We start from the raw sequence: 24,792 nt of genomic DNA, 5'->3' as shown, positions 1-24,792 counted from the left end.
AGTAAAAACTACGATTCTCGTAGTTATGAATACAACTAACCATTACAACGATATTTTTTGCCGTCGCCTGAAGCAGGCCCGACTGGCAAGTGGGCTTTCACAAAAACGTCTGGGGATCGCAGCAGGGATTGATGAATTTGTCGCCAGTACACGCATCAATCGTTATGAAAAAGGGGTACATGAACCGGGAACAGAGATTGTACAGAAACTGGCCGAGGTTTTGCGAGTGCCGTTGGCTTACTTTTATGCTGAAGATGATGACCTGGCGGAGTTGATGTTGGTTTTTTTATCGCTAACACAACAAGAACGTACTGAAGTCATGATTTATGCAAAAAATAAAATCAGTTAATAACCGCTTTCAGTTAGTTTCATCGCCGCTTCTACCTCACTACACCCCGTTTCTCGCATAATCCGCATCCGCTCCGCCTTCTCATGCTTCTCGGTCATCGCCAGCGCCAGATAGAGCGCGGGCGGCACCACCCGAAACAGCGCCTCTACGCGCGGTGACAGCACCACGCCCTCGGTATATTGCCCCGGCGATTTCACCGCCGAACGCAGCAGTTGTCGTTGTTCTTCGGTTAGTGCCTTAAACCGGCACACCTGCTCGATCTCTTCCGGCGGCATCACCAGTAGTTCCCACCATTCGATCATATTGAGCAGTTTCTTTGCCTCGTCAGGAAAATCCGCCAGGTTCTGGGTGGCAAGCCACAGCCAGATGCCAAGCTTGCGCCACATCTTTGAGCCCTTCGTAAGGAATCGTGCCAGCAGCGGGTTAACGGTAATGATATGCGCCTCATCGGTGATGTTGACGATTGGCCGCGCCAGATGCTGGTCGCGCTCGCCGAGGTTGTTGATATGGTTAATCAGTGAGATATAGCTGATGGCAAGCTGTGCTTCATAGCCTTCGCGGGCAAAGGTGGCGAGATCCACTAGGGTGATGTCCGCCTCCGGCCACATCTGGCCCTCGCGGTTAAACAGTTCGCCTTCAAACCCGGCGCAGAACAGATTGATGGATTCCGCCATTTCATACGCCCGCTGGCGGCGGGCTTCCGGCAGGCTGTTGTCGCGGGAAAGGGCGAACAGTGCGTCACGGATATCCTGGGTCAGCGTCTGTCGTTTTTCCTCGTAGCAGGTGTGCGCGGCAGCGATAATCGCCTGGCGGATCATCGCCCTGTCGGGCCGGGTGAGGCGCGCATCTTCTTTCGCTTCGCCGCCGGTGATCATCAGCCGGGCGGTGATCTCCATCTCGCCCAGCACGTCGCGCTGGCCGTCGCCGTCGCTCTCTTCGTCCTCTGGCGGTTCAGCGTCGGTAACCGCCTGTTCCACCAGTCGCCACGCGTCGGCGAACAGGGGCAGGGTGACGCCGGAACCGGGGCGCAGGCTGATTTTATTCACCGTCAGGCCGTGGGCGGCGGCGTAGTCCGCCATCAGGCCAAACGAGTTTCCGGCTTCGATGATAAACAGGCGCGGACGGTGCAGCGCCATCAGTTGCGCGATTTTCGCGTTGAGGGTGGCAGATTTGCCTGCTCCGGTTGGGCCGAGCAGCAGCAGGTGACCGTTCTGGGCACGATCCAGCTTATTCAGCGGATCGAAGCACAGCGGCGCGCCGCCGCGATTGAAATAACAAATTCCCGGATGCCCGGTGCCGGTTTCCCGCCCGTACACCGGCAGCATCCCGGCGAGATGCTGGACGAAGTTGAGCCGGGTATACAGCCCGCGCGGATCACGCAGGGGATCGAAGCACATCGGCAGCCAGCGCAGCCAGTGGCTGAGCGGGGCGACTTCGTGCTGTTCCTGCACAGGAACCAGTCCGGCGTTCAGCAACAGGCTGTGCAGCTGGCGCTGCTGGCGAAACAGGGTGTCGGTGTCAGGCGCATGCAGGTAAAACACCAGCGTGCTGCGGTAAAGTTTATGGCCGTCCTTCAGGTAGCTGCGCACCTCGTGGCAGTCGCGGCGGGTGTATTCGGAATCGGTGTTGTCGCCAATCGCCCGTTCGGAAAGGTGGCTGATGTGTTGCTCCAGTTTGTCCTGCGGATACACCACCACCGTCAGGTTCATGATAGTGCCTGCTGGTAACAGGTCGAACAGGGCGTTGATACCGTCGCCACGCGTGGTTTCTCCGGTCAGCAGGCCGGGTGGCGGCGCTTTGCGCAGGCGGTCGACCACCACCACTTTATGTGGGCGGTTATCCAGCCACCAGACACCGTTCTCCGCATCTGAGCGCGGCTCGCTTGTCAGCAGTCGTTCGGCGAAATCGGTAATGACGGGCTGGGATTCAGCTTCCGGTAAATCCAGTTGTCGCCAGAAGGCTTTTTTATCTTCCACTGGAGGCGCAGGGTTAAACCAGCGCACCAGCCAGCGGTGAATGACCTGTTCATTCTGACGGGCTGCGCTGATACCCGCCGCTTTCAGCCCAGCGGTGAGACGCTCGCAGATATTATTCAGCGTCTCTTCCGGCGACGGTTCATCCGGCGAGATGCCGGGCAGCCAGCGGTACACCACCATCCGCGTGCGCCGCCACGTCGCCCGCCAGCGGGTACGGGTGACGGTGTTATCGAGAAACAGCCCCTCATCGCGGGTGAGATTCACCATATGGTTTGCCATCTGCGTGAGCCATTCGCGGGTAAAGGCGGAGCCGCGGATTTCCGGTGCGGCGTAAGCCGCCAGCGTCTCCAGCCAGGCCTCGCTGTCGTCCTCATCCTGGCAGAAAAACTGTACCACCCACGGCGCACGTTCGTGCTCATCAAAGGTATCCTGTAATGCGTCAGTGACGGTATCGCGGACCTGTTCCAGAAACGCCGTCGAGCGGCCTTCGGTGCCAACGGGCATCAGTTCAAACACTGCGCCCACCGAACGGCCATCCTCCAGCAGCAGCGTCTGTGAATCCGGCAAAAATTCCACCCACGGCAGCCAGTCGACAAACGACGGGCCTCTGCGGTAGCTGGCGTCCAGCGTCTGTCCGGTCAGGCCGCGTCGTTCATTCATGGCGGCGTCAGGCGTTCGCCCGGCAGCGCATACTGCGGGCGGGTGTAGAAGGGAAAGACGGTGCTGTAGCCGGGCACCGGTGTGTTGCCGTTAAAGTGCGGGAAGACGTACAACACCATATCCGGGTTGGGCAGGCGCGGAAACTGGCTGCGGATAGTGTCTGCCGCAGGTTGCGCCACCGGACCGTCCGGCGGGTGGCGCAACCGGGCGCGGGCATCCAGCAGAGCCGCGCTGCTGCCGCTTTGCTGCTGCCACAGCGAGAGCATGCTGGCATCAGGATCGACCGGCATCAATTCCTCCTGCGAGGTGCTGCACCCGGCCAGCAAAAACAGCAACATCAATATAGCGCGTATCATTCCAGTCCCCCCGGCGTGCTGGCCTGCTGGTATTTCACTTTGCGGCCTTCCGGCTCATAGTCGATAGCCAGTGGTTCGGTGAGATGCACCGCCACCTTATGGCCCGGCGGCACATACACGGCATCGAACATCTGGCCGTAGTGCTGTTTCATCCAGTCGGCGGTCTCTTTCAGCCCGCCGCCGATGGCCTGGCCGAGCACGTACTGGCCGTTGTTGCCCGTCACCGCGCTGGTGATGCTGCCGTCCTCCACCACGGTGGTGCTTTCGCCATTGGCGAAGGCCTGAGCCGCCGCGCCGGAACCCGCCAGCAGGAACTGCGAGGTCAGGTACTCCTTCTCATTGCTTTTGCGCTCGCCGGGAATACACGGCAGCCCCTGGTTATCCGAGAGCCAGCCGATCTCCTGCTGTTTGTTGCCGGATTTGCCGCCCTGCGGGACGGTGCGGATGGTGCCGTCGTGGAACACAAAGGTCATCGAGGTGATTTGCCCGCGCACGCAGGAGAGCGTCCAGTCGCCGGAGGCGATACCGGAGACTACCGCGCCCGCCACGTCCGGCAGTTCAATCCCGTTGGCGGTGAGGTTGTCCTCGCCAATCAGCAGTTTAAACGGATAGGGATCGCTGACGGTGCCGTTAAGCGGCACGCGGCCAATCAGCGCCGTCATGGCGACCGAGCCGGTCAGCGTGGCGTTTTGTGGCAGGGTGTAGACCTTCACGTCAGGTTTTGGCGGCGGTTTATCTGCCGCTTTCAGAGGGATGCGCAGCAGCTTTTCATCCACGGGCGGGGGCGCATCCAGCGGCTCCAGCCAGCGGATATCGGGTTGAACGTCGGTAGGGAGCTCACCGGGCGTCAGTCCTAAGCCCGGCGGGATATCGTCCGGGCGTTTGGCCATCAGATGGTCGAGCTTATCCAGCAGCCCCCGCTGGCTTTTCAGCAGTTCATCGCGCATCTGGTCCTGCTGCCTGCGCATATCGCCGCGCAACTCCGACGCCAGCGTCGCCTGCTGTGCGTTCAGCCGCTTTTCGCGTGCCTGTTGGCTTTCGTTATCGCTCCGGATTGCCTTGAGTTCCCGCCGGTACTGCTTCATCTGGCCGACCAGCGTGGCGACGGTATCGGCAGGCGTGTCGCCGTCAATACCCAGATCGCGCAGTTCCTGCGGCGTTAAGGCTGCCACGGTGCGGGACGGAGATGCTTCCCCGGTGTTTTTGCCTGCCGGGCGCAGCAGCAACCAGAGGGTGAGCAGCACAATCACCGGCAGCAGGATTTTCAGCAGGAGACTCTGGCGCGGCATCATGGCTTCGGCTCCGGCAGCAGGGCGCGGGAAACCGGGCCTTCTGTGACCAGGTACACCACGGTGGTGTCCTCTGCCAGCCCGTGTGGGCCGAGCCAGTCATGCTGGAAAGCGACAGCGGTGAACTGCCCCTGAAGTTCACGCGGATCGAGCGTGATGCGCTGCCCGCTCTGGTTCTGCAGGCGGATAGCGGTGACGGTGGTGGCGTTGACCTGCCATGACGCCAGCGGGATGGCGGTGACAGGCTGCTGCGGCAGTAAGGTGGTGATGCGTTTCGCCAGCCGGACGGGCGCAGGCGTGACGCCGGGCAGGGCTTCGACGGTGCGCAGCGGCGCATACAGATTCTGCGCGGCATAGCGTACCAGCAGGACGGGCAGAGGCTCTGTTGATGCTGTCACTGGTACGGACGTTTTTGCTGTGGCAGGCGTCTGCGGTGCGTAGTTAATCTGTACCGGCTCCAGCGGCGAGGTGTTCTGAATGGCATGAATATCCAGCAGGATCAGTTCGCCGCTGCTGGTATCGCGCAACTGGATGCGGGTGGCCGGGAACACTGTATTCGCCAGCAGAAATACCTTGCCGCCCGCGCTTTGCAGACGCACTTTGCCTTCCAGCGTGGCGGGATAACCGATGCGCACCGCTTTCCCCACGTCGACAATCCGCTCCTGCCCGACATGCAGCGCGACGGGTAGCGGGATGTTTTCCCACTGTACCACTTCCGTGGCGAAGGCCGGGAGACTGCATAACAAAGCAAAGAAGAGGTATTTCATGGTTTCTCCTCCGCTACCAGACGCTGCGGAGCGGCATCGGTACAGTCGATCGCTAGTCCCCACGGATTTTTCTCCGCATCAATGGCGTAGCGCACCACCTGCAACGGGTAGCGCACCAGCGCTTTTTTCACCGGCTCGTTCTGGTAATACTCTTCAACCGCCACGTCCAGCGTTACCCGCCAGGCGTCCTGGCTTAAGGTCTCGACGCGCGGGACAGGGTGTTTATCACCATCATGTACCAGGCTGCTGTAGCCGTGGCCCGGCAGTTCATACACGCCGCGCGTGCGTTCGCGCAGTTCACCACCGTTGCGACGCACCTGAAAATCATGCTCCAGGCGGGTGTAACAGGCGGGCGTCAGGTAGGCGCGCAGCGACCGAAGGTTGCGGGAATAGTCCTCCTCGCCGTTATCCGGCCAGCGGTTTAGCTGCTGGAAGATATAGAAGGTGAAGGCGTAAACGCTGGCGGGCGGTACTTCCCACCACGGGCGGGTGCTGCCACTGCGCAGATCTGGCGGGAACCAGAGGGTGAGCTTTTGCGGGGCGCTGTACCAGCCGTAGCCAACGCCCGCCAGACACAGGCACAGCAGAACAATCACTGCCCGCAGCGTCAGAATATGGTTATCGCGCTCGGCAAGCGCATGGCGAAAGCGGCTCATCGCGGACTCCTGCGTACCACCCAGACATCGCTGTGCTGGATCAGTTGTGTACCCCGAAGATGATGGCGCTCCAGCCAGGCAAGGATTGCTAAGGGTAGCCAACTGTCGGGCTTACCGCGTTTGGCTCGCGCCAGAATGCGCCCACCGCCCTGAATCAGCAACGCCGCGCCTGCCAGCGCCAAACCGGGGATCAACGGCCAGTAGTGGGTTATCATGGCCAGCATTATGCCGAACGCGCAGCCGCCGCCAAGACCGAGGGCCAGCGCCAGAAACAGCTCGCTGGTGGTCAGGCCGCGCCAGACCATGGGCTCGCGGTTGAGGCGGTCGGGGAGAAAGGGAATGGTCGCCATATCACAGGACGTCCGAGGCCTGGTTGAGCAGCCAGATGATGACCACCAGAAGGATGCTTCCGACGCCTGCCATCGAGCCCAGATCTTTCCACTGCTTGCGCCCGCTCTGGATCTCCGAGTAGGTGGCAATGCAGTTGTTCGCCACCACCAGAAAACCGACGGCGCAGATGGCCAGCGCCAGCAACACCACAATATCAAAACCGTAGTTTTGCAGTGTCTCCATAATGCCCTGACCCTGGCCGCGCGAGGGATCTTCCATCGTCGGCAGATCGGCGAGGGCATTAAACGCGGTGAGTAACAGTAACAACAGCCAGCGCATGATTCCTCCTTAGCTCAGGACCAGCCAGAAACTGACCAGCACCAGTAACAGTGAACGGGCCGCCACTGTGCCAAAACTCTGCCAGCTCAGGCGCTGGCAGCAGACGCCCTGCCAGGCGACCAGTAGCGTCCAGGCGCACCACAGCAGCAGGAAGCTGGTAAACAGGCCGAGTATGAGCAGGCTGACAGTCTCCGGTTTGCTCTGGCTGGCAGCCTGAAAGGCGGCGAGTTGGGAGTCAGTCATCGGGGTTCTCCCGCTGGTAGCTGGTGCTGAGTGGTTGAACGGCGCGCGGCTGCGCTCTTGCCGGGGCAAGGTAACGGCGGATGCCCTGCTCAATGGTTGAGATATCCTGCTGCGCCTGTACGTAGTCGAAGAAATAGCGTGATCGTGGAGCGGTGCTGGCGCTGCTCCGGGCGCGTTCCAGCGAGGTTTTTACGCCGTCGAGTTGTTTCAGCGCAAGGGCGAGCTGGGTGGATTCCGGGGAGGCATAGGCCTGTGGCCCTATGAGTAAAGTCAACAGTAGAAATAATGGACTATGTTGCATGGCAGCCTTCTCAGGAAGCGTATTCAGGGCAGGGTAGATGAGAGGCTGGAGAAAGATCAGCGAGGAATTGTTTACATCGAATAAAAATTTTCAGAAGTGGCTAGGTTATCAATGCCACTTCTGAAGAGGGTAATGCACCCTGTGGTGTGTATAGGCTCAGGATTCATCCGGCTCTGTTCTGTGGCAACAAACGATCAAACTTCACTGTCTGCTATGAGCGAGAAGACACTATTGCCAAGTGCTGCTAATTTTATTGCCCAAAGAGCAAAAGTGGTCTTTCAAGGTTAATGTATTGGAAAGACCACAAATTAGTTGTCACCATGATGCTTGACAACCGTTAACCATCTGGGCGGGAGACGCTAGTGTTGATTGAATCTTTCCACCAGTTTTTTCAGTTTTTCCTCGGAATTGTCGACTAGCATTTGTGCCAATTCTGCAGGAGCACAACCCAGTAGCTTATTAAGATCATCTGTCGCTACCTCGGGCTGGTCGGCTGACCGAACCGGTGACTGGATTCGTTGCTGCACCTGCATCCACAACTGAGCTACCTGCTCAGGGTCCGTCGTGAAGTAGCCGATTGGCAATGTAAGGCCAGCATACCCAAGAGACGGATCCAAAGCAGCATGGTACTGAACCACTGCCATACCGTACTCGCCAGGGAAAACCAATATTTCCAAGTGCGACTCAGAACGGCCTTTTGGGAAAATTCGTAGGCTACCGTCGGTACGGCTATTAAACTGATTGGTGATTAAACGCTGTGCCCGAAATTCCTCATCGCACTGAAATGCCAAATTGAGGCGACTGTTGCGCTCTCCACTTGCGAGCTCGGTGTTCATTTGTTTGATGAACGACCCGAGACCTAAACTAGCGCCAAATAACTCGTTGGTAGCACCAAGCCAGATTCCTTGATGTACCTGCTGCTGACGTGGCAACCGTTCAGCCCACTTAATTAAAGTGTTACGATTGGGGGCTGCATAGACAGGCCCAATCATCATACGTTGCATCGTGCTGTTACCATAGCTGGTTTTTCTGCGCTGGCGATCATGGAGTAAACGCCCTAGTTCCAGCTTACCATCACGTCCGATATATCGGCGGATCACCATATCTTTTGCCAGATCACAATAGTCTTCTAGTGTGGAACTAGCGGCCTCTAACTTGCGCTCGTGCAGCCAGTTAATAGCCTCTGTTTTGAGACCGGAGCTTTCCATCAAGCGTGTATGTTCTAAGCTATAGTCCATCAACCGTGAGTCCAGACGTATCCCGTTCAGAGGATCGGAATGGGCGTGGATATCGAGTGAGATCTGCTGTTTCAACCCCGATTGACCAACAGAGGCCCGATTCACTCGGTAGAGTCGGGCCTTCGAGCTACGCAGTGCGCGCTTGCTCTTGGTATCGGGTAAGCAAATCTGAAAGCGACGAAATTGGCTAGCGATCAAATCGGTGAAGTCACTGCGATTGATCTTACGTGGCAACTCGGGCAAACCTTTCTGCAGGTCCGCATTACACTTAGGCTGAATGTGCCCAGTGCAAAGGTCGATGAAGGTGAAGTCACGGTGATTTTCCACGTCCTCAATTGCAATGCCCTCATCCGATGCGCCTTCTCGGCGCTGCATTGTCAGCTTGACTGTAGTCGCGATATCGCCTTCATCATTGTATCGCACGAGGCCAGTGTCGATCATTTCATCAACCAGAACCTGACGCTCATGGTCAGCGAGTCCGAAAAAGCCTCCTAACTCAGAAGGAGACACGATTTCGAGTTGCGCCACTAGTAGAAGAGCTGACTCAAGAACCGCTGGTAGCGCTGCTTTATGCGTCACATCAATGTCCAGACTGATCTTCTGTACTGGTGCCAGCACGGTAATACTTTGTAGCAAGCGGTCATAATCAGCCGGCAGTTCCACAGGTTGCTGCGCTGTTCTGTTCAAGGTAAGGGTCTTGTTACACATAGTCACTCTCCTGCACCTCGGCGCAAGCATTATGGATCAGGTCAGCTGAACGAATGATTTGGTACTCACTATTATGGTATGAGTACTGTTGGTGGATATAGTCGAAGACACGGGCCAGCGGCTGACATGCATTCGCCTGTTGCCACATACTCCCTGCACCGATGATTAACAGACGCTCTTTTGCCCGAGACAGGGCCACGTTAACTCGGGCATTATCGGTCATGAATCCGCCCTTTTGCTCAGAGTTATGGCGTACTAAACTTAATAAGATGATACGATTTTCAGAGCCCTGATAGGAATCAATGGTATCAACCTTTATCATTGAGCGGATCGGCGCTGCCCAAGATTCAGATTCCAGCCGCATCTGCAGGAGTTCCACCTGCTTGCGGTAACCGGTAATAACCCCGATGGCTGGCGTAGTATCGTTGTCATTCCACTGACGTAGCTGCCCCATCGCCTGCTCATCGTCGACCAATTGCCGCAGCAAGCTGCACAACAGGTTAACTTCAACTTCATTGGCAATTCCCTTGCCGATATTCGTTTCTTGCAACTTACTGTCAGAGGTATCGATCCAAGACACCGTGCGATTCCACGGGGTGGGCAGGGAGGACATCCACTCGGGAGCAGAAGGCCGACCGGTCGCAAGTGTGCCGTCATAGAAGCAGTGGCTAATAATGTCACCTATCGCGGGTGCCATCCGATATTGCTTCAACAACATGTGACCATCATTCAAGACGTAAGCTCGCTCAAAATCCGTTCGTTTTACATCGACCTCATTCAGGCCTAGATCACGGGCGACTTGGCGTACATGAGCCACATCATAGCTAGGTGCCAATTGGTTGTAGTCCCCCACTAATAGCACTCGCTTCGCACTCTGCATAGCTATGGCTAGCTCGGAAAACGTAGCGCGCGCAGCCTCATCAATTACCACCAAGTCAAAGGCATTTTTATCCAGTTGATATCCGCCATGCCCGATGCCAACCAATGTGCCAACAACCAATTGACGGGTACGAGCAGCAAAGGCGGCATAGCCGGTTTCGTCTGTGGCTAATCGCTGATACCAGTGGTGGGCTACCTTAATTACCTCAGCCATCCGTTCAATGCGCTGCGGATTATTAATCTGGTGTCGCTCGGCAATCATATTAAGTACCGCGAGCAGCGGTTTATTGTGATGCAATACTTGGTCGGGCATATCGGTAAAAGCTGACAACCTGCCAGTTAAAGCGTTCGTCAAATTATCTAGGCGACGCTCAGCCGCCAAGCGAACTATTCGTTCATTATTTGGCAGGTTATCCATATCGACACTATCTTGCTGGAATTCCCTTACTTCATTTCGGGCAGGGGTGAACTCGAACAATTCACGACCGCAGGAACGATACAGAGCGGCAGATTCCAGCACAAATGCCTCAGGCAATTTCAGGCGTGCTGACAGTGCTAGCAGCCGGACTTCAAGATCGCGGTGAAAGGCCGTACGGGCTTGAGCTTGTAGAGCATTAGTGTGAACATCCAGCATACCTTCGCTGACCCGGCGGCGCTCACCTAAGCGTACAATGCTTGGCAGTTTGAAATCCGGGGATTGTTCCTGGCGCTTAAAGCTCAACTCACGCACACGGTTAGCCACTTCGTCGACCGCAGTATGCGATTGACTCACCACCAGTACGCGGCGTACGTCAGCATCATTCAGCAGATAATCTAGTGTTGCGCTAAGTAGTGTTGTTTTTCCCGTACCCGGCGGGCCCATCAACACACTGAGTGGATTTTGTAGCAAATACAGGAATGCGGCGCGTTTAGACTCATCCAGTCCATAGCGGCTGATTTGTTCGTCGGTCGGCATAGGTAATGCTGGAGGCTGGCAACCTCGAGGGCCAATTACGAAGCGGTCGATTAGATCCCCCATCACTGCATCACCAGCAATAATGCGTGATAGTGCCCGGTCTCGTCGCTCCCAGCTAACATCACTACCCGAATTAGACAGAGTCAGGATTGTATCTTCTCGAATGTTTTGCAGGCGGAAGTTATTCCCGCGGTTGTCATCCGAGAGCACCAGCACACCATTGCCGGACTTAGTAACATCCAGTTGGCCGAAGTGAGTTTCATGATCATCTGCTGTCACGTTGATCACGTCATCATCAGCAAACTCTAAAGCGTCGATATTCTCATTAACCTGTACATGAACGATGCCATCTCGCTCCTTAGGGCTTGCAATCACTTTGACGGTGGGCAGTGTTTCGCGCTCTACTTCTACTAGGCGCAGCCAGAGGCGCTTAAGACTTTCCCCTGGAGCATCGGCAACTGCCGTCGGTGGTTCTTCTGCGGGCTTGATGTCCAGGACATGTTGCACTACGTGTAATGTTCTGACAAAGTTTAGTAGTTCAGTATTTGTCGCACCATAAGAACCTTTTTTAAGTAAAAAGGGCTGCCCGACCGACATGGCACGATTATCATTCTTGCGGTTATTACGGGTGTCATACACCATCTCCCCCGTACCTAACCGGTCATAGAACATACGATGCACGGTTAGACTCGGCCCATCTACTTTGAGATTCAGTGTCAATTTATGGGACACACCCAAGAAGAATAATTTTAGAATATTACCCTTAGTATAATTGACCGTCAGGTGGTAGATGCCTGAGTCCATCTCGAACAGTTCGCCCTGCTCGTTGGGGAAATACAAACTCTCGATCACCAAGGGCGTAGCCTCAACCAACTCGGGTTCATTTGCATGTATCATTGTGCGCCGTAACATGTCTAGGTTACGAGGTACAGCGTTATTATCTCCCAACGCATTACGGATCTCCCTACGTATTTTATTGGCGCCAGGATGAATGCAGGCAGCAAATATCTCATCTACAATCATGTATACGGCATAGCGGTCACGCGCCGTGGCGCTGACGTCGGTGGTTGGGGAGTATTCAGAATTTGCCGGAGCAAGGCCATCCAGATCTAAGTCAAACATATCAAGCAGCAGAATGCCCAGCTTGCCTCCTTCCGCCTGGACCAATAAATTTTCCGGTTTCAGATCACCATGACTTAGATCCAGATCGTGTAGGTTATGCACTGCACGAATCAGTGCATCAGCTAATTGGAAGCGCTCCTCATAACTATGGTTGGACAGCACCATCCATTGTTCCAAGCTCTCCCCTAGGGCATAAGACTGAACGACATGTGTTCCCATCATGCCGCAGCCGAATTCAATTAATGGCGGAATCGGCAAAACATTATTGGAGGCGACGGCACAGCGTTCAAGAAAGTGCAGAAGCCGCTGGGACTGACCATGGTTATCCTTGTTGGGGCGTGCATTCAAATATATACGCACAGTACAGGGCTGCCCATCAACAGTTGTGGAGCGGAAAGTCATACGTTGGCGCAGAGGATCAGTACTCGGTGCTTCCACCTGAGGATATTGCGTTATCGGCATAGCATCAGTATTGAATGCAGCTAACGCATTGAGCACCCTAACCTTATCTTCGTTAGTATCGAGGTTTTGAAAATTCAGGGTTCGCGTAAGCGCCTCCAGCATTGCACCCGCATCTGTGTGGCGCTCTGATGCATCGTGCTCTAGGCTACGCTGGATAAATCTGTCTAGTTTACCTTCGAAGGGGTCATTTAGAGGCTGCTTCCATTGGGGGGGCTCATCTTGGGATAAGGTTAGATGCTCTCCATAGGCAATTTGGTAACACAGTACTCCCAGTTGGAACACATCCACCGCTTGACCCAATACCTCGGTCTCACCAAAGGCATCTTCTGGCAGCACGATACCCGTTGTATCCAACTCCTGACGCATATCGCTGATGCTTTTATGCCCCAAATCCGGAAATTTGGCACTTGTCAGGCCACTGACGATGATGGCATTGCGTTCCCGGTCCCACCACAAGCGTTTAGCACTCAAATCGCGGTGATATACTCCCATGGCATGCATACCGGCCAAGGGAGTTAGCAGAGCTCTTAATAATAATGTACGTTTTTCAATCGACAACGGTGTAGATACTAGGTATTCGTCCAAACGCTCGGCTAGCCTAGGAAGTTGGTAGACTTCGGCCATGTCCACGGTAAGTGTGTCTTCTTGAAGGTTGTGCTTGGGTTCCAATAAATAGTCTTTGCCTAGTTGACTATCGGTTCGACGTATATGCCGCTGCGTTCGGTCCTCACGTAAGCCAAAAAAAACGCGCACAGACATATCTGTGCCGACATGGGCCATCTTAGTGAAGTCCCATATTCGTATCTGGCTTTTGTCGTCCGAATCACGCTCATGTTCGCCGTCAAACTCATTGTAGTAATCGTGGGGGCCCTCTAGATGTGGGGTCTTCTCCGTGATTACATAGCCTGCTTCGAGCTTCTGGCGGATCTGGACATAACTCCCTCCACGTTTCCACTTCTCAAAAATGGCAATTTGCCCGGGGGCACATGGGCGCTTTTCAGGATAGCGGCGAAAATACCCTTCAGCCTTGGTGTAGGGCATTTTGTCAAAATAGGTATCTAGATTCGCGATGGTCAAGAACTCATCAAGCGTTAGCACAAAGCCTTTATCCTTTGGCGATAGCTGTGTAATCTTTGCATCGCCAGAGAGAACTACTAACGCTTGGATTTCGTAGAAAGTATTCCCCCACAGCGCGCGCAGCTCTTCATCGAACATGGACTTGATTCGTTGGGCGTGCTCACGCTTGCGGTCGATGGGAGAGCCATGCTTGATTTTACGCCCACTAGGCGTGGTCTGGATCCACTGGTCGTCTTCCATATGAATTTGGCCGTGGAAGTTCTTAAGTTCTATCATCAAGATGCGATCCTCGGCGAAGATCAATACATCAAATTCTAGACTTTTACGATTTTTGTCGAGCAACAAGATACCCGCATACCCAACCCAGTGTGCAGGAAGGGCTTTCTCAATGGCAAGAATGGCATTGTGCTCGTTTTGGTGTAACCCTTGCGTTGCCGCGATATGTATTTTCATTGAGTTGCCTCCGGTTGTGAGTAAACGGAGACGTATAGGACGAAGGCGTTTGTAAATAGCGATGTGCTATAAATGATATTAGACGGCGACATGAGCGCTGCATAGCAATGGTCTATAAGACCAATTGTGAGAAATTTCATATTTTCGTAGAGTTCATCAGTGGGTACGCCCCACAGCCCTCGCCGAATGCGAGAACCACTGACTTACCCCTAAATAGGACTTTCGACTGTAACATCACATCTGTTGAGTAAAAGTGATGCTTATCAAATGCGAACGGAATATGTCACGACAAATGTATCAGTATAAGAAAGCACAATCAGCGCTAGTGGTCGGCTTCTGATAGTGTAGTAATGTTATAAAGTCCCCTTCTTAAGGTAGTCAGTGCCATATTTTTAATATTGTGCTCGACCCAATTTGCCCTCGGCATGAGAACGTTTAGACCTAATAGAAGTTCGCTATTGGCACGAAACTACCCATGAGCTCAGACTTGATCTAATTCAGTCGATAGATTTACAGCGATTCTTGTTGGTGGAAAAGATCGTCTCTCAGCAAATCGATAAAATTAGACTCAGTGGTTGAAAATGGGAAAGTTAGTATTGAGCGGTTTATAACCAGCGCTTAAAGCTACCAGCCACTATCCATACCGTTACTCCAAACCATAAGGTGGCAGGCAGTAAAATCAGCATAGAGGGCAGAAACAGCGGCTGTGCCAGATAAAACACCCACAGCGTGGTGGCGACTGAACTGCCGGACCTGATGACGTAGCGGTGGAGAAAAACCGATTCCAGCCCGGAGCCAAACCGCCTCAAGTCCCGTTGTACTAGACCTTCTATCAGTCCGATTAAAACACACAGGCAGAGCAGGGGGAGCATGGCGGCAAGCCATATCAGGCGCTGCATAAAACTCACCAGCGTATAGGCCAGGCCGGTGAACGGTTTCTTCAGAAGCCAGTTGGGCATAAGCACGCGAGTTGCCCCGTTCTCCAGCAGCATGACAATTTCATCCTTCAGTGGATGTGGCTGTAACGCAATAACCAGCTCCACCCGCTCCCGGCTCATCACCTGAAAAACATGCCTGCTCCCTTCCTGAGGCCACCAGAAATACAGCCCCGCCAGTTCCAATACAATCCGCAGCACCAGCGCACCAATAACCAGCCCGATGAGCCGCCCGGTCAGCGACAGCAGCCAGCCAATTGGTCCCTGTGGTGGGCGTGACGGAGGCGTTCGCTGCTCACTCATTCCGCCTGTCCCTGCTGGCGCGTCTGCATCCAGGCCGCCAGTTGTGCGACGGACTCCGGTAGTGGGCAGGGTTTATCCGCCACGGGCAGTGGCAGACGAATTTTCCACAACTGTCCACCCTCAAGTAGAGCAAAAGCCTGACCTTTGGGAAGCTGGATCAGCGCGGCGGTATCCAGCAGCGGTACATTGCGGGTAACTACCTGCTCGCGTGTGTTGCTGCTGAAGCTGTTGATGCCGCCCGGCGTATCGGTGACGCCGGAGCTGACCTGGCGGCTACGCACTTCGACCTGTGGCAGTTGCTTCGTCAGCAGCTCGGCGGTGGCGGTTTCGCGTACCCGCAGCATAATCAGGTTGTTGAAGTTACCCACCACCTGGCCTGCCTTGGACGCACTGCCGATGCGGGCCTGAATATCGCTCAGCGTCTGCGTGTAGGCAGTGACCTGGATGCCCGCGCCGCCGCCCTTGTTGACCAGCGGGATAAACTCTTCGCCCATCAGTTCATTAAACTCATCGCAGTGCAGGTTGATGGGCGACGGTTTTTCGCTATTGCCGGGCAGTCCATCATTGAGGCCAAATTTATACAGATGCCCGGCGACGCTCACCAGGTCGGCAAACATGGAATTGCCGACGGCGGCAGCGACCACCGCATCAGACAGCGCATCCAGTCCGACATAGACCACCGCCTTCTGGCGGATCGCCTGTTGCCAGTCGAGGATCGATCGCATGTCGTCCAGATCGTGGTAATCCGGGGCGAGCAGGGCGGCGAGCGTACCGGTGGTCAGCTTTTCCAGCAGCGGCAGCAGCGAGGCGACAATCTTGTCGAAGTAGGTTTTGTCATAGCGCACCGCCGAGAGCAGGCCGTCGAGGATCGGATCGTATAATTTCTCCGCGTTGAGGTACTGCTCCAGCGCCACCACGTGAGGATCGCGGCCCAGCATATGGCGTGGCGTGTTTTTGTCGTTAACGCGCTCCGCCAGTTGCGCCACCACTTCCCATGCCCGCGGGTTGTGGCGTGGCAGCACGATGCGGGCATAGTCAATAAACAGGGCGTCGATATTGACGACGTGGCGGGATATCAACTGATAGTCGGGGCGCTGGCCGAGCGCCACCAGAGCGCGGGCGATGATGTTGACAAAGCGCCAGGCGAACTCGCGGAAGGCTGCCGAGTTACCTTCGCCGGAAAGCTGTCCGGTGAGGCGTGACGCCACCTCCGAAATGCGGCCAAAGCGCCCGATCGCGTTGTAGCGGGCAGAGATCTCCGGATACGCCAGGTGAAACAGGATAAAGCGGTCGCCGCGTCCGGCGCGCTGCGTCTCTGTCCACAGACGCTTCAGCAGATCCGCGTCGCCTTTCGGATCGAAAACGATCACCACCTCGCCACGGCGGATGTCCTGAGTGGCAAGCAGTTCCGCCAGCCGGGTTTTGCCGACGCGGGTGGTACCGAGCACCAGCGTATGGCCGGGGCGTTCACTGAGCGGTAGGGTGACATCAATTTCTTTCAGCTCCACCCCGTGCAGCCACGGATTACCGCCGACGGGCGGTAGCGGGCGCACCGGATTCAGCCAGCGATCGGCGCTGAGCAGGTGGGTAAGGCCGGGCAGGGTGTGCTCGACATGTTTTTCGACGTGTCTTGCCAGACGGTAACACCATCCCGGGCGCAGCCAGCGCGCGGCTTCCGGTTGCAGGCAGTCGTACAGCCGTTGGGTGTGGATGGGCAGCCAGCGGAAGCCTTTACCGAGAAACAGCCGCTGGCGGCTGACCGGGATTTTACGGCTGGTGAGCGCATAGCGCGGCAGGCGCAAGAGGTTGCGGTGGTAGCGCACGATGTGCCAGCCCTGCCAGCCGCGTCGCAGGGCCAGCAGCATCAGGGCACCGGCCATCAGGCGGGCCAGCCACGGTGTGAGCATCAGTAATGGTGCCTGTGTCAGGCAGATTAATGCACCACAGCCAGCAGTGACGGTGCTGTAAAACTCCACGGGCGGACGCAGCAGTGCCTCCAGCGCGTAGCGGCTCATGGCGGTGTGGTCTGTTGCAGATGGCGACTGACCAGCCTGCGGTAGCGTGCGGCGGGCGCGCCGCCAGCAGGACGGTGATAGCGGGCGGCGGCATTGAGCCAGCTTCCGGGACGTTCATCGTAGCGCTGACGCAGCAGGCGGGCAGTGAGCGACAGATTCTGCAGGGGATGCAGGGCGTCGCAGGGAGAGTCAAAATACGCTTGGTGCCAGCCGATATTGATTTGCCCGAGCCCCACGTCAATGTGCTTCGGGCTGGTACGGCGGATGGCGGCCAGCAGCGCCTGACAGGCCTGCTCCCGGCTGGCGTAGCGGTAGCCGGTCCCGCTGATATTCAGCGTCCACGGCCACGGGCGATGTTTGCCACTCAGGTTCGCTCCGCTTTCGGTCTGTGTGACGGCCCACAGCAGTTCCGGCGGCACGCGGAAATGCTCCGCGGCGCGCAGGTACGCTTCCGGCAGGGGTTGCGCCAGCGCCAGGCAGGGCAGCAGCAGGATCAGGGCAGGACCTCGTGCCATTGTTCCCCCTTACGTTCCAGCGCCACCGGGATTTTGCTCTGCCCCAAAAGAAGCCAGCGGCCCGCGTCGTGGTTAAGCGTGATACTGTGTTTACTCACCAGTTTTGCATCAATACCATGCACCATCGCCCAGCGGCGCACCCGGTTATCATCGCCCTGGCTGTTGACCAGCCAGATATCCAGCGGACGCTGCTGCGCCAGCAGGGTACGTAGCAGGCTGTCGCAGGGCGGGCAGTCATCCTGGACAAACAGCGAAACGCGGGCGGTACTGGTGGAGGTGGTTTTCAGCGGCGTCAGGCCCGGATACAGGCGTTGCCAGGCGGCGTCATAGGCGCGCTGGAAGGCGAGTTCTTTCTCCAGCCGCTGGTACTCCTGCCTGACCAGCAGTTCGGCGAAACGCTGGCGCTCGCTATCTGTTTCAGCTTCGACGCCCAGGGTGGTCAGCGGATCGAGTCCCGGCGACCAGACGCCGCGCGCCTGCTGTTTCAGCGTGAGATAGCGCTGCCACTCTTCCAGCGTGACGCCCCAGACGGTGGCCTGCTGTTGCGTGGTCAGCGGTCTGAGTGCAGAGTCCGCATTCTGGCTGGTCTGCATCTGGAGCGGTTGCGCCTCCACGCTTGCAGTGAGCAATAACAGGAGAATCAGGCGTTTCATCGCTTAGTCCGGTACTTTCAGCGTCAACTGGCGTTTGCCGTGGCGGAATACCGCCCGACGCTCATCAAACCGCTCCAGCCGCCAGCCATGCCACTGCTCTCCCCTGCGCAGCCACACCACCTGATGGAGGTAAACGGCTTCGGGCGGCACAATTACGGCCAGGTGGATATCACCACGCTGTACGGTCCCGGCGAGAAAAAACGGGGCCGTTAACGGCCCCAAAGGGCGGAGGGACACGGGATGACGGTAAGCCACCACCGGGGGGAGGGAATGGTCGCTGGCGAAACAGACTTCACGGCGGTTTTCGTCAGCGGTCATCCGCCACGCCGGGCCCGCCAGCAGTTGCAGGGCGGCCTTCAGGCGCAGCGGACCGGTGTGGTACTGGCTCAGCGGTAACGGGAGCCCATAAAGCTGCGCCCGGCGCGCATCGGCGAGACACAAAGACCAGCCGCTGTCGCGCAGCAGGTACTGCAGCGCTTCTCCAACCGTCGGATGAAAACCGGGCGGAACGGACAGGGCGGTAAGCTGTTCGAGTGGCGGCTGTTGCGGTGACGTGCTGACCAGCAGGTAGCGGTCGTAGCGGACGACTTCTGGCGTGGCTGGGGAGGCGGTGGCCACGCCGTTGAAAATAAACAGGAGCAGGGCTGGTAGCAGTCGTTTCATCGCATCCTCCACAGTACTTTTACAGGAGCGTGCTGGATGAGAGGGGAAGGGACTACTGACAACTGTTTGTGGCGTCAAAAAATAGCGCCCGGTTCCGGGCGCAAAATCAGTTCAGTAAGGAAATCTTTCCCCCATCAACCCCAGCGTGGCGGCGATGGGGATGCCTTGCTCAGAAAAATGAACGCGTAACGTCAGCCTGGCGGTCTGCTGCTGCGTGCTGCCGTTAGTTTTCTGCGCCAACACCGAGCGGTAATCGATACGGATCGTGCGTTGTGGCGGCATTCGGGCGATAAACGCCACTATCACCGCCATTTCAACGCCTTTCAGTAACTCCTTTCTGGCGTTTTCATCCCGGCCTTCCAGACAGTGCTTGTGGGCCGGAAGGGTAATGGCCAGATCCATCGGCAAACCAGCGTCCAGCGCTTCGTCATCAAGGTTAATCAGTTTGCCCCGGTTAAGGGCTTCTTCACGTGAATTCAATGCGGTATTCATCATGCGTTTCTCCGGTAAAAGACCAGGGAAACGCCCCGACGGGGAATTTCCCCGGCAGGGTGAATGCTGTGCGTCAGAACTGCGGTACAGGCTCTGCTGGCGGTGCGGCTGGCGCTGGCTGGGATTCCGCTTCGCGCTCTGCCCGGTAAACCTCTTCACCGTCAATTTTGATAAGCCCGATGTGCAGCAGATGGGCTTTCAGGCTGACGCCGGTTTCGCCTTTACGTTCGCCTTTGCTGTAGACAAAGGTGTCGGCATATAGATCGCCGAGGCGGAACTGGATCAGCACCTTGCGTCTCTGCTCGCAGGCGTCAATACAGCGGTGCACCAGTTTCTGCGCTTCCTTGCCGCTGACGCGGCAGTCGAACCAGGTATGCTCCGCGTTGCTGGCTTCGCCCCGTAGTGCGGCAATGTCGCAGCACAGGAACGATTCGCCTTTTTTCGGGGTCACTTCCCGGATCCGGTTGAGGTAGCCCAGACCGCTGGTGTACAGGTTGAAGTAATGGGTATCGTTCATGGTGGTGTCTCCGTGTTGAAGGTGCGGAGGCCCCATGCGCGGGAACGCCCCGCTTCGGGTTTGGCTCATCGGCAGCAAGGCCTCTGAGTTACTGGCAGTACGGGCATTCCGCGCTGTGGGCCTCCGCATTTCAGGAATGCATGGCGGATTTTGGGTTGACCTGTTTAGTTGAATCTTTGGCAGGGGGAAGTGAAAGGGGGAATTGTTTTTATGGAGTGAAAGTTGGTAGTACAGAATGTAAAAAGGCCTTAATAACTAAGGCCCTGAAAGGTAGCTAAATATTATTTCCGGCGGTCATCGACTTCTTTGGCGACACCTTTAAAGGGAGTGCCGTCCTGCTTCTGGTCGATAAATCGACCTGTCGTTGTATCGCGTTTGGTGTAGTTGCCATTCTGCGGATTCTGAACCTGTGTGCGGTCTGTAACAGAGCCCTTGCGATAACCGTCTCCGGTATTCTTGGCCATCTTAACACTCCGAAAAATGAGGAATATTCCTCAGAGAGGATCATCAGACCGCCAATTTGAACGTGCAATCAGGGAAAAGTAAAAGTGTGATACAGGAGACAGGTTATTTACTCATTCCGTAACGACTTAATCAGCTCAGTGACGTTCTGCTGCTGTTGTGCCAGGAACGCCTCCAGCCCCATTTTCCCCGTCGCGATGTCATCCAGCATCTGCTCCCACAGCGCAGTGGTGCCCGGATCTTTCAGCGCTTCCGGCAGGGCATCAATCAGCGCGCTGGCCGTATTCGTTGCCAGCAGAAAGCGGCGCTGCTTAATCAGATAACCGCGCTTAAGGAGCGTCTGGATAATCCCGGCGCGGGTGGCTTCGGTGCCGATGCCCGCGTTCTCTTTCAGCCGTTGCTTCAGGTGTTCATCGCTGACAAAGCGGGCGGCATTTTTCATCGCGGCAACCAGCGTCCCTTCCGTGTAATGCTCAGGTGGTTGGGTCTGGCGGGCGCGAACGTCCACCTGTTCCACCTCGCAGGTTTGTCCCTGTTGCAGGACGGGAAGTGCCTGCGTTTCTTCCGGCGATTGGGTCGCCATTTCGCGCAAAAATAGCTGCCGCCAGCCGCTGACAATCACCACTGAGCCACGGGCAGCCAGCGTTTCCCCGGCGCAGTTCAGGCGCAGCTCCGTTTTATCCACCTCATGGTCCGGCAGAAACTGCGCCAGAAAATGGCTGCGTACCAGGCCGTAAACTTTGCGCTCGCTGTCATTCATCTGTGTCAGATCTACCGTTTTACGGGTAGGGATGATGCCATGGTGGGCGGTGATTTTACTGTCGTCCCATAGCCGGGAGCGCTGTTGCAGGTTGAGCTGTGTGGCGAGGGGCTGGAGTGCGGCGTCGCTGGCGACCAGTGCAGCCAGCACCTGCGGCGCTTCAGCGTGCATGGAAAGCGGCAGCCAGCCGCAGTCGGTGCGCGGATAGGTGGTGGCTTTATGGGTTTCATACAGGTGCTGGGCGATATCCAGTACCTCCTGTGCGCCCATGCCCCACTGTTTTGAGCAGACCTGCTGCAGGGCGCTGAGGGTGAAGGCCAGCGGTGGCGGCGTTTTCTCCCGACGGGTTGTCACGTCCATTACCAGCGCGGTTCCGGCCTGTTGCAGGCGCGCAGTGGCCTCGCGGGCGGCGGATTCGCGGATACAGCGGCCTTCGTCGTCGCAGTACGCACTATCCGGCTGCCACTGCGCCAGAAAGGAACAACCCTCAACATGCAAGCGGGCATCCACCCGCCACCAGGGGCGGGGTGTGAAACGAGCGATCTCCCGGTCGCGTTCCACCACCAGGCGTAAGGTCGGTGTCTGCACCCGGCCCACGGAGAGCACGCCTTTGTACCGCTGGTTCATCACCGTGCAGGCGCGGGTCATATTGATGCCGACCAGCCAGTCGGCGCGGGCGCGCGCCAGTCCGGCCTGGTACAGCGGGAAAGTACTGTCACCGGGTCGCAGCGCAGCGAGCGCCTTGTGGATACTGGCCTCATCCAGCGCCGACAGCCACAGCCGCTGGACCGGACCGCGCCAGCGACATTGTTCCAGAATTTCGCGGGCGATGGTTTCGCCTTCGCGGTCGGCGTCGGTGGCAATCACCACTGCATCCGCCTGTTTCAGCAGCTTCTCGATGATGCGGAACTGCTTGCGCATCTCCGGGCGGATCACCAGCCGCCACGCCGGGGGAATAAACGGCAGATGCTCTGCCCGCCAGTGTTTCAGCGCCGGATCGTAATCCTCCGGCGCGGCCATGCTCAGCAGATGGCCGAAGCACCAGGTGATGGTCACGGTGGCGCTATGCAGGTAGCCATCGCTGCGGTTGCGGGCGTCAAGAACGCGGGCGATATCGCGCGCCTGAGAGGGTTTTTCGCACAGGTAAAGTTGCATGGGCTGTCTCCGGTGAAAGGGAGTTCAGCATGTTGTGCCGGAGGGATCAGGCGACAGGGGAAACTGGAGGGCGAAGGTAAAAATTGCACCTTAAAACATGCATTAAGCGGATAGTGCGCGTTTTAAGGTGCATGAGGTGAGTTTAAAATAATCGCTAAAGTGACACTCAGGGTTTAACTTTGCACAAAATTTTAAACCAGCGTGGTTAATGGGCGTATCCGCCGCAGCATAAACATTACCACCGAAAGCTGCGTATTCAGCATCTGCCGCCGCCATTCAAGGGCTATCAGCGCGTCGCGCAGTTCATCGGTCACGTCAGGCTGTTGAATGGCCTCCTGCAACGCCACGCTCCCCGAACGGTTGTTGTCCAGATTGCGCCAGCGCAGATAGCTGATTCCGGAGCGCGCCGGGTTGCTGCACAGGATCAGCGGTACGTTACGTCCAGGCAATTCATACACCGCCTGTTTCAGCACCGGCTGATGTTGTTGCAGTTGCGCGAGCAGCGCCTGTAATTCCCGCACCAGCGCTCGCAGCTCTCCCTTACCCTTAAAGGCCTTTAAAAGGCCCTTTAGCGAGCTTTTGCGGGCGGCGCTTTCTTCGTTGTCGTCATTGTCTATCACGCAGGATCTCCGCAAGCATCTTTTTGGGCAAATTCCCGAGCTTATGCGCCATCGTCTGCGCCAGCGGACTGTTTGTCCGCACATCAGCGCGGGTCACGCCGGTGGTGCGAAAGCGGTTAACGAAGCTGAACACCTGGAGCATCAGGCGTGGGATGGTGGCAATGAAATCGCGCTTCTCCGCCTGGGTGATAAGGCCGAGGTGCCAGGCAAGCAGGGTACGGCGGACCAGCAGATCGTAATCAATCAACTGCTGCAGCAGGCGTGAACCGGGCGGTGAGAACAGCGCCAGCGGCAGGATGAATTCGGCCGGGGCCGGGTTACTGACCTGCGTGGTGTGGATAGCGCCCGGCAGGCTGGCGAAGGCCTGGTCCAGCCGACGATTTTTTTGCTTCAGCAGGTGCGCGATCAGATTCAGGCGGATGCGCAGTTGCTTCAGCCAGTGGGCGGCCCACGGATCGTCGGCCTCTTCGGCGCGCAGCAGACGCCTGAGTAACGCCAGACAGAGCAGCATGCCAGTGGGATGCGCCTGCCACAGCCGGGCGGCGATGCGGGTGTGCAGGGTGATGCGGATATCGCTGAACAGGGTTGTGCCAGGCATCGGAAATTCTCCATAGCTTCAGATGCCCGCAGTGTCGGTCCGTGCAAGGAGTCAGGCGACGGGAAACCCATCTGGTCCGCAGAAAGTTAATTTCGCCGATGAATGAGGTTTGATTGATAGCTGGTACACAGGCTTTATGCGGTGCGCATAAAATCGGGGCTATCTGCGCCTGCGCCGAAGTTGATTGAATTCGCCCCGTCTGGCCTTCTCAAGCGTTGCCAGAAGATAGGCGAGGGGGCGGTGGATATCGTGGGCGGCGATCCGCCACAGGCAATCGTCCAGTACCAGCTGACAGAGAGCAGGATCCAGATTGCGCATCGCGCGTTCGGCGGCGCGGCGTTCACTGGGGCTGAAGGGATTATCCACAGGCCAGTGCAGCAGTTGCGTACGCTTTTGATGTTTATTGTTTAAATCTGTACCAGTATGTACGCAACGCGGCTCCGGCTGCCCGCCAGCCCCCGCCACATCACTGAGTCTTAATTGAAGACTCGGGCAATTTTTACTGAGTCCTCGATTAAGACCAGGGGCGGTCTTCAATGGAGACTCAGTGCAGGTTCGTCCACTGTCCACAGGTTGTTGAAGGGTGAGCAGTAACCCGATGGTGATGTTGCGGATACGCCGGTTGCGGTGATGGGAGCAGGCCGTGAGCAGCGCCAGATATTCGCTGTCCATCCGACAGGCATCGGCGTGGGATAAGGGCGCATCATGCAGGGCGTAGAGGTTGCCGGTGATCCTGCCGCTTGGCTCGTCGCGCAGCCGCTGGCACAGGCTCAACCAGCGGGTGATCCGCAGCATCATCAGCGCGTTGCTGACGGTGCTGCGCGAGGCCTTCTCGCCCTCAGGCTGGTCAGAGAGCCAGCCCTGCAGGTCGTTGTAGGAGGGAAAGACGCCGCTGCCGTCGTCGCGGGCGTGCAGGCGCAGCAGTTGCCACGTGAACTTGTCGC

The 24,792-nt window shown here is 57.0% G+C and carries 24 protein-coding genes; 1 reads left to right on the top strand and 23 read right to left on the bottom strand.

What is annotated here, in order from left to right:
* Positions 1-25: 25 nt before the first annotated feature.
* Positions 26-349: a helix-turn-helix domain-containing protein gene (locus tag NNN71_RS10100; protein ID WP_117067258.1), complete on the top strand. Its 324-nt coding sequence runs from the start codon at positions 26-28 to the stop codon at positions 347-349.
* Here NNN71_RS10100 and NNN71_RS10095 read toward each other — a convergent pair.
* The 23 genes from NNN71_RS10095 to NNN71_RS09985 form a co-directional block, all read right to left on the bottom strand.
* Positions 346-2,985 carry a conjugative transfer ATPase gene (locus NNN71_RS10095; protein ID WP_271458418.1) on the bottom strand — a complete coding sequence of 880 codons (2,640 nt, stop codon included), beginning with the start codon at positions 2,983-2,985 and terminating at the stop codon, positions 346-348. The genes NNN71_RS10100 and NNN71_RS10095 overlap by 4 nt on opposite strands.
* The gene (locus tag NNN71_RS10090) at positions 2,982-3,341 is read right to left on the bottom strand and encodes a TIGR03751 family conjugal transfer lipoprotein (protein WP_267453699.1); all 360 of its coding nucleotides are present in this window, start codon (positions 3,339-3,341) and stop codon (positions 2,982-2,984) included. Before NNN71_RS10090 ends, NNN71_RS10095 begins: the two co-directional genes overlap by 4 nt.
* A complete protein-coding gene (locus NNN71_RS10085; protein ID WP_267453698.1) occupies positions 3,338-4,633 on the bottom strand; it encodes a TIGR03752 family integrating conjugative element protein in 1,296 nt (431 codons plus the stop codon). The genes NNN71_RS10090 and NNN71_RS10085 overlap by 4 nt, the downstream gene beginning before the upstream one ends.
* Positions 4,630-5,397: a TIGR03749 family integrating conjugative element protein gene (locus NNN71_RS10080; protein WP_267453697.1), complete on the bottom strand. Its 768-nt coding sequence runs from the start codon at positions 5,395-5,397 to the stop codon at positions 4,630-4,632. Before NNN71_RS10080 ends, NNN71_RS10085 begins: the two co-directional genes overlap by 4 nt.
* Entirely contained in the window at positions 5,394-6,053 is a 660-nt protein-coding gene (locus tag NNN71_RS10075) for a PFL_4703 family integrating conjugative element protein (protein ID WP_271458417.1), read from the bottom strand. The genes NNN71_RS10080 and NNN71_RS10075 overlap by 4 nt, the downstream gene beginning before the upstream one ends.
* Positions 6,050-6,403: a TIGR03750 family conjugal transfer protein gene (locus NNN71_RS10070; RefSeq protein WP_087834622.1), complete on the bottom strand. Its 354-nt coding sequence runs from the start codon at positions 6,401-6,403 to the stop codon at positions 6,050-6,052. The genes NNN71_RS10075 and NNN71_RS10070 overlap by 4 nt, the downstream gene beginning before the upstream one ends.
* Before the next feature lies 1 nt (position 6,404).
* A complete protein-coding gene (locus NNN71_RS10065) occupies positions 6,405-6,722 on the bottom strand; it encodes a TIGR03745 family integrating conjugative element membrane protein (RefSeq protein WP_031590962.1) in 318 nt (105 codons plus the stop codon).
* 9 nt (positions 6,723-6,731) lie between these two features.
* On the bottom strand, positions 6,732-6,965 hold the full coding sequence (locus NNN71_RS10060) for a TIGR03758 family integrating conjugative element protein (protein WP_031590963.1): 234 nt from the start codon (positions 6,963-6,965) through the stop codon (positions 6,732-6,734).
* Entirely contained in the window at positions 6,958-7,266 is a 309-nt protein-coding gene (locus NNN71_RS10055) for an integrative conjugative element protein, RAQPRD family (protein ID WP_267453696.1), read from the bottom strand. Before NNN71_RS10055 ends, NNN71_RS10060 begins: the two co-directional genes overlap by 8 nt.
* A gap of 359 nt (positions 7,267-7,625) precedes the next feature.
* Positions 7,626-9,212 (bottom strand): hypothetical protein, encoded by a 1,587-nt coding sequence (locus NNN71_RS10050; RefSeq protein WP_031590965.1) that lies wholly within the window; start codon positions 9,210-9,212, stop codon positions 7,626-7,628.
* Positions 9,205-14,160 (bottom strand): AAA domain-containing protein, encoded by a 4,956-nt coding sequence (locus tag NNN71_RS10045; protein ID WP_031590966.1) that lies wholly within the window; start codon positions 14,158-14,160, stop codon positions 9,205-9,207. The genes NNN71_RS10050 and NNN71_RS10045 overlap by 8 nt, the downstream gene beginning before the upstream one ends.
* 605 nt (positions 14,161-14,765) lie before the next feature.
* Positions 14,766-15,398: a DUF4400 domain-containing protein gene (locus tag NNN71_RS10040; RefSeq protein ID WP_087834619.1), complete on the bottom strand. Its 633-nt coding sequence runs from the start codon at positions 15,396-15,398 to the stop codon at positions 14,766-14,768.
* A complete protein-coding gene (gene traD, locus NNN71_RS10035; RefSeq protein ID WP_267453695.1) occupies positions 15,395-17,413 on the bottom strand; it encodes a type IV conjugative transfer system coupling protein TraD in 2,019 nt (672 codons plus the stop codon). The genes NNN71_RS10040 and traD overlap by 4 nt, the downstream gene beginning before the upstream one ends.
* On the bottom strand, positions 17,410-17,928 hold the full coding sequence (locus tag NNN71_RS10030; protein WP_267453694.1) for a transglycosylase SLT domain-containing protein: 519 nt from the start codon (positions 17,926-17,928) through the stop codon (positions 17,410-17,412). Before NNN71_RS10030 ends, traD begins: the two co-directional genes overlap by 4 nt.
* Positions 17,907-18,581 carry a TIGR03759 family integrating conjugative element protein gene (locus NNN71_RS10025; RefSeq protein WP_267453693.1) on the bottom strand — a complete coding sequence of 225 codons (675 nt, stop codon included), beginning with the start codon at positions 18,579-18,581 and terminating at the stop codon, positions 17,907-17,909. Before NNN71_RS10025 ends, NNN71_RS10030 begins: the two co-directional genes overlap by 22 nt.
* Positions 18,582-18,584: 3 nt before the next feature.
* Positions 18,585-19,244, bottom strand: coding sequence for a PFGI-1 class ICE element type IV pilus protein PilL2 (pilL2, locus tag NNN71_RS10020; protein ID WP_271458416.1), 660 nt, complete (start codon positions 19,242-19,244; stop codon positions 18,585-18,587).
* 111 nt (positions 19,245-19,355) lie between these two features.
* The gene (locus NNN71_RS10015) at positions 19,356-19,739 is read right to left on the bottom strand and encodes a hypothetical protein (RefSeq protein ID WP_267453691.1); all 384 of its coding nucleotides are present in this window, start codon (positions 19,737-19,739) and stop codon (positions 19,356-19,358) included.
* A gap of 70 nt (positions 19,740-19,809) precedes the next feature.
* Positions 19,810-20,253, bottom strand: coding sequence for an STY4534 family ICE replication protein (locus NNN71_RS10010; RefSeq protein WP_267453690.1), 444 nt, complete (start codon positions 20,251-20,253; stop codon positions 19,810-19,812).
* 281 nt (positions 20,254-20,534) lie between these two features.
* A complete protein-coding gene (locus tag NNN71_RS10005; RefSeq protein ID WP_001561310.1) occupies positions 20,535-20,717 on the bottom strand; it encodes a hypothetical protein in 183 nt (60 codons plus the stop codon).
* A 107-nt stretch (positions 20,718-20,824) separates the two neighbouring features.
* Positions 20,825-22,630, bottom strand: coding sequence for a DNA topoisomerase III (locus NNN71_RS10000; protein ID WP_267453689.1), 1,806 nt, complete (start codon positions 22,628-22,630; stop codon positions 20,825-20,827).
* Between the two features lie 191 nt (positions 22,631-22,821).
* Positions 22,822-23,247: a DUF3158 family protein gene (locus NNN71_RS09995; protein ID WP_324169690.1), complete on the bottom strand. Its 426-nt coding sequence runs from the start codon at positions 23,245-23,247 to the stop codon at positions 22,822-22,824.
* Entirely contained in the window at positions 23,237-23,848 is a 612-nt protein-coding gene (locus tag NNN71_RS09990; protein WP_267453687.1) for a PFL_4669 family integrating conjugative element protein, read from the bottom strand. The genes NNN71_RS09995 and NNN71_RS09990 overlap by 11 nt, the downstream gene beginning before the upstream one ends.
* A 159-nt stretch (positions 23,849-24,007) precedes the next feature.
* Positions 24,008-24,792, bottom strand: a 785-nt coding sequence (locus NNN71_RS09985) for an STY4528 family pathogenicity island replication protein (RefSeq protein WP_271458415.1), incomplete at its 5' end; no start/stop codon positions are given.

It is taken from the genome of Kluyvera sp. Awk 3 (assembly GCF_028069715.1).
Lineage (GTDB): Bacteria > Pseudomonadota > Gammaproteobacteria > Enterobacterales > Enterobacteriaceae > Kluyvera > Kluyvera georgiana_A.
This window is presented reverse-complemented; position numbering and strand designations above follow the sequence as displayed.

Excerpts from the sequence above, each read along its gene's own strand:
- NNN71_RS10100 (WP_117067258.1), top strand. The coding sequence starts at position 26 with ATGAATACAACTAACCATTACAACGATATTTTTTGCCGTCGCCTGAAG.
- NNN71_RS10050 (WP_031590965.1), bottom strand. The coding sequence starts at position 9,212 with ATGTGTAACAAGACCCTTACCTTGAACAGAACAGCGCAGCAACCTGTG.
- NNN71_RS10025 (WP_267453693.1), bottom strand. The coding sequence starts at position 18,581 with ATGAAACGCCTGATTCTCCTGTTATTGCTCACTGCAAGCGTGGAGGCG.
- NNN71_RS10075 (WP_271458417.1), bottom strand. The coding sequence starts at position 6,053 with ATGAGCCGCTTTCGCCATGCGCTTGCCGAGCGCGATAACCATATTCTG.
- pilL2 (WP_271458416.1), bottom strand. The coding sequence starts at position 19,244 with ATGAAACGACTGCTACCAGCCCTGCTCCTGTTTATTTTCAACGGCGTG.
- NNN71_RS10080 (WP_267453697.1), bottom strand. The coding sequence starts at position 5,397 with ATGAAATACCTCTTCTTTGCTTTGTTATGCAGTCTCCCGGCCTTCGCC.
- NNN71_RS10000 (WP_267453689.1), bottom strand. The coding sequence starts at position 22,630 with ATGCAACTTTACCTGTGCGAAAAACCCTCTCAGGCGCGCGATATCGCC.
- NNN71_RS10005 (WP_001561310.1), bottom strand. The coding sequence starts at position 20,717 with ATGGCCAAGAATACCGGAGACGGTTATCGCAAGGGCTCTGTTACAGAC.
- NNN71_RS10095 (WP_271458418.1), bottom strand. The coding sequence starts at position 2,985 with ATGAATGAACGACGCGGCCTGACCGGACAGACGCTGGACGCCAGCTAC.
- NNN71_RS10060 (WP_031590963.1), bottom strand. The coding sequence starts at position 6,965 with ATGACTGACTCCCAACTCGCCGCCTTTCAGGCTGCCAGCCAGAGCAAA.
- NNN71_RS10070 (WP_087834622.1), bottom strand. The coding sequence starts at position 6,403 with ATGGCGACCATTCCCTTTCTCCCCGACCGCCTCAACCGCGAGCCCATG.
- NNN71_RS10040 (WP_087834619.1), bottom strand. The coding sequence starts at position 15,398 with ATGAGTGAGCAGCGAACGCCTCCGTCACGCCCACCACAGGGACCAATT.
- NNN71_RS10045 (WP_031590966.1), bottom strand. The coding sequence starts at position 14,160 with ATGAAAATACATATCGCGGCAACGCAAGGGTTACACCAAAACGAGCAC.
- NNN71_RS10065 (WP_031590962.1), bottom strand. The coding sequence starts at position 6,722 with ATGCGCTGGCTGTTGTTACTGTTACTCACCGCGTTTAATGCCCTCGCC.
- traD (WP_267453695.1), bottom strand. The coding sequence starts at position 17,413 with ATGAGCCGCTACGCGCTGGAGGCACTGCTGCGTCCGCCCGTGGAGTTT.
- NNN71_RS10010 (WP_267453690.1), bottom strand. The coding sequence starts at position 20,253 with ATGAACGATACCCATTACTTCAACCTGTACACCAGCGGTCTGGGCTAC.
- NNN71_RS10030 (WP_267453694.1), bottom strand. The coding sequence starts at position 17,928 with ATGGCACGAGGTCCTGCCCTGATCCTGCTGCTGCCCTGCCTGGCGCTG.
- NNN71_RS10090 (WP_267453699.1), bottom strand. The coding sequence starts at position 3,341 with ATGATACGCGCTATATTGATGTTGCTGTTTTTGCTGGCCGGGTGCAGC.
- NNN71_RS10055 (WP_267453696.1), bottom strand. The coding sequence starts at position 7,266 with ATGCAACATAGTCCATTATTTCTACTGTTGACTTTACTCATAGGGCCA.
- NNN71_RS09990 (WP_267453687.1), bottom strand. The coding sequence starts at position 23,848 with ATGCCTGGCACAACCCTGTTCAGCGATATCCGCATCACCCTGCACACC.
- NNN71_RS10015 (WP_267453691.1), bottom strand. The coding sequence starts at position 19,739 with ATGATGAATACCGCATTGAATTCACGTGAAGAAGCCCTTAACCGGGGC.
- NNN71_RS10085 (WP_267453698.1), bottom strand. The coding sequence starts at position 4,633 with ATGATGCCGCGCCAGAGTCTCCTGCTGAAAATCCTGCTGCCGGTGATT.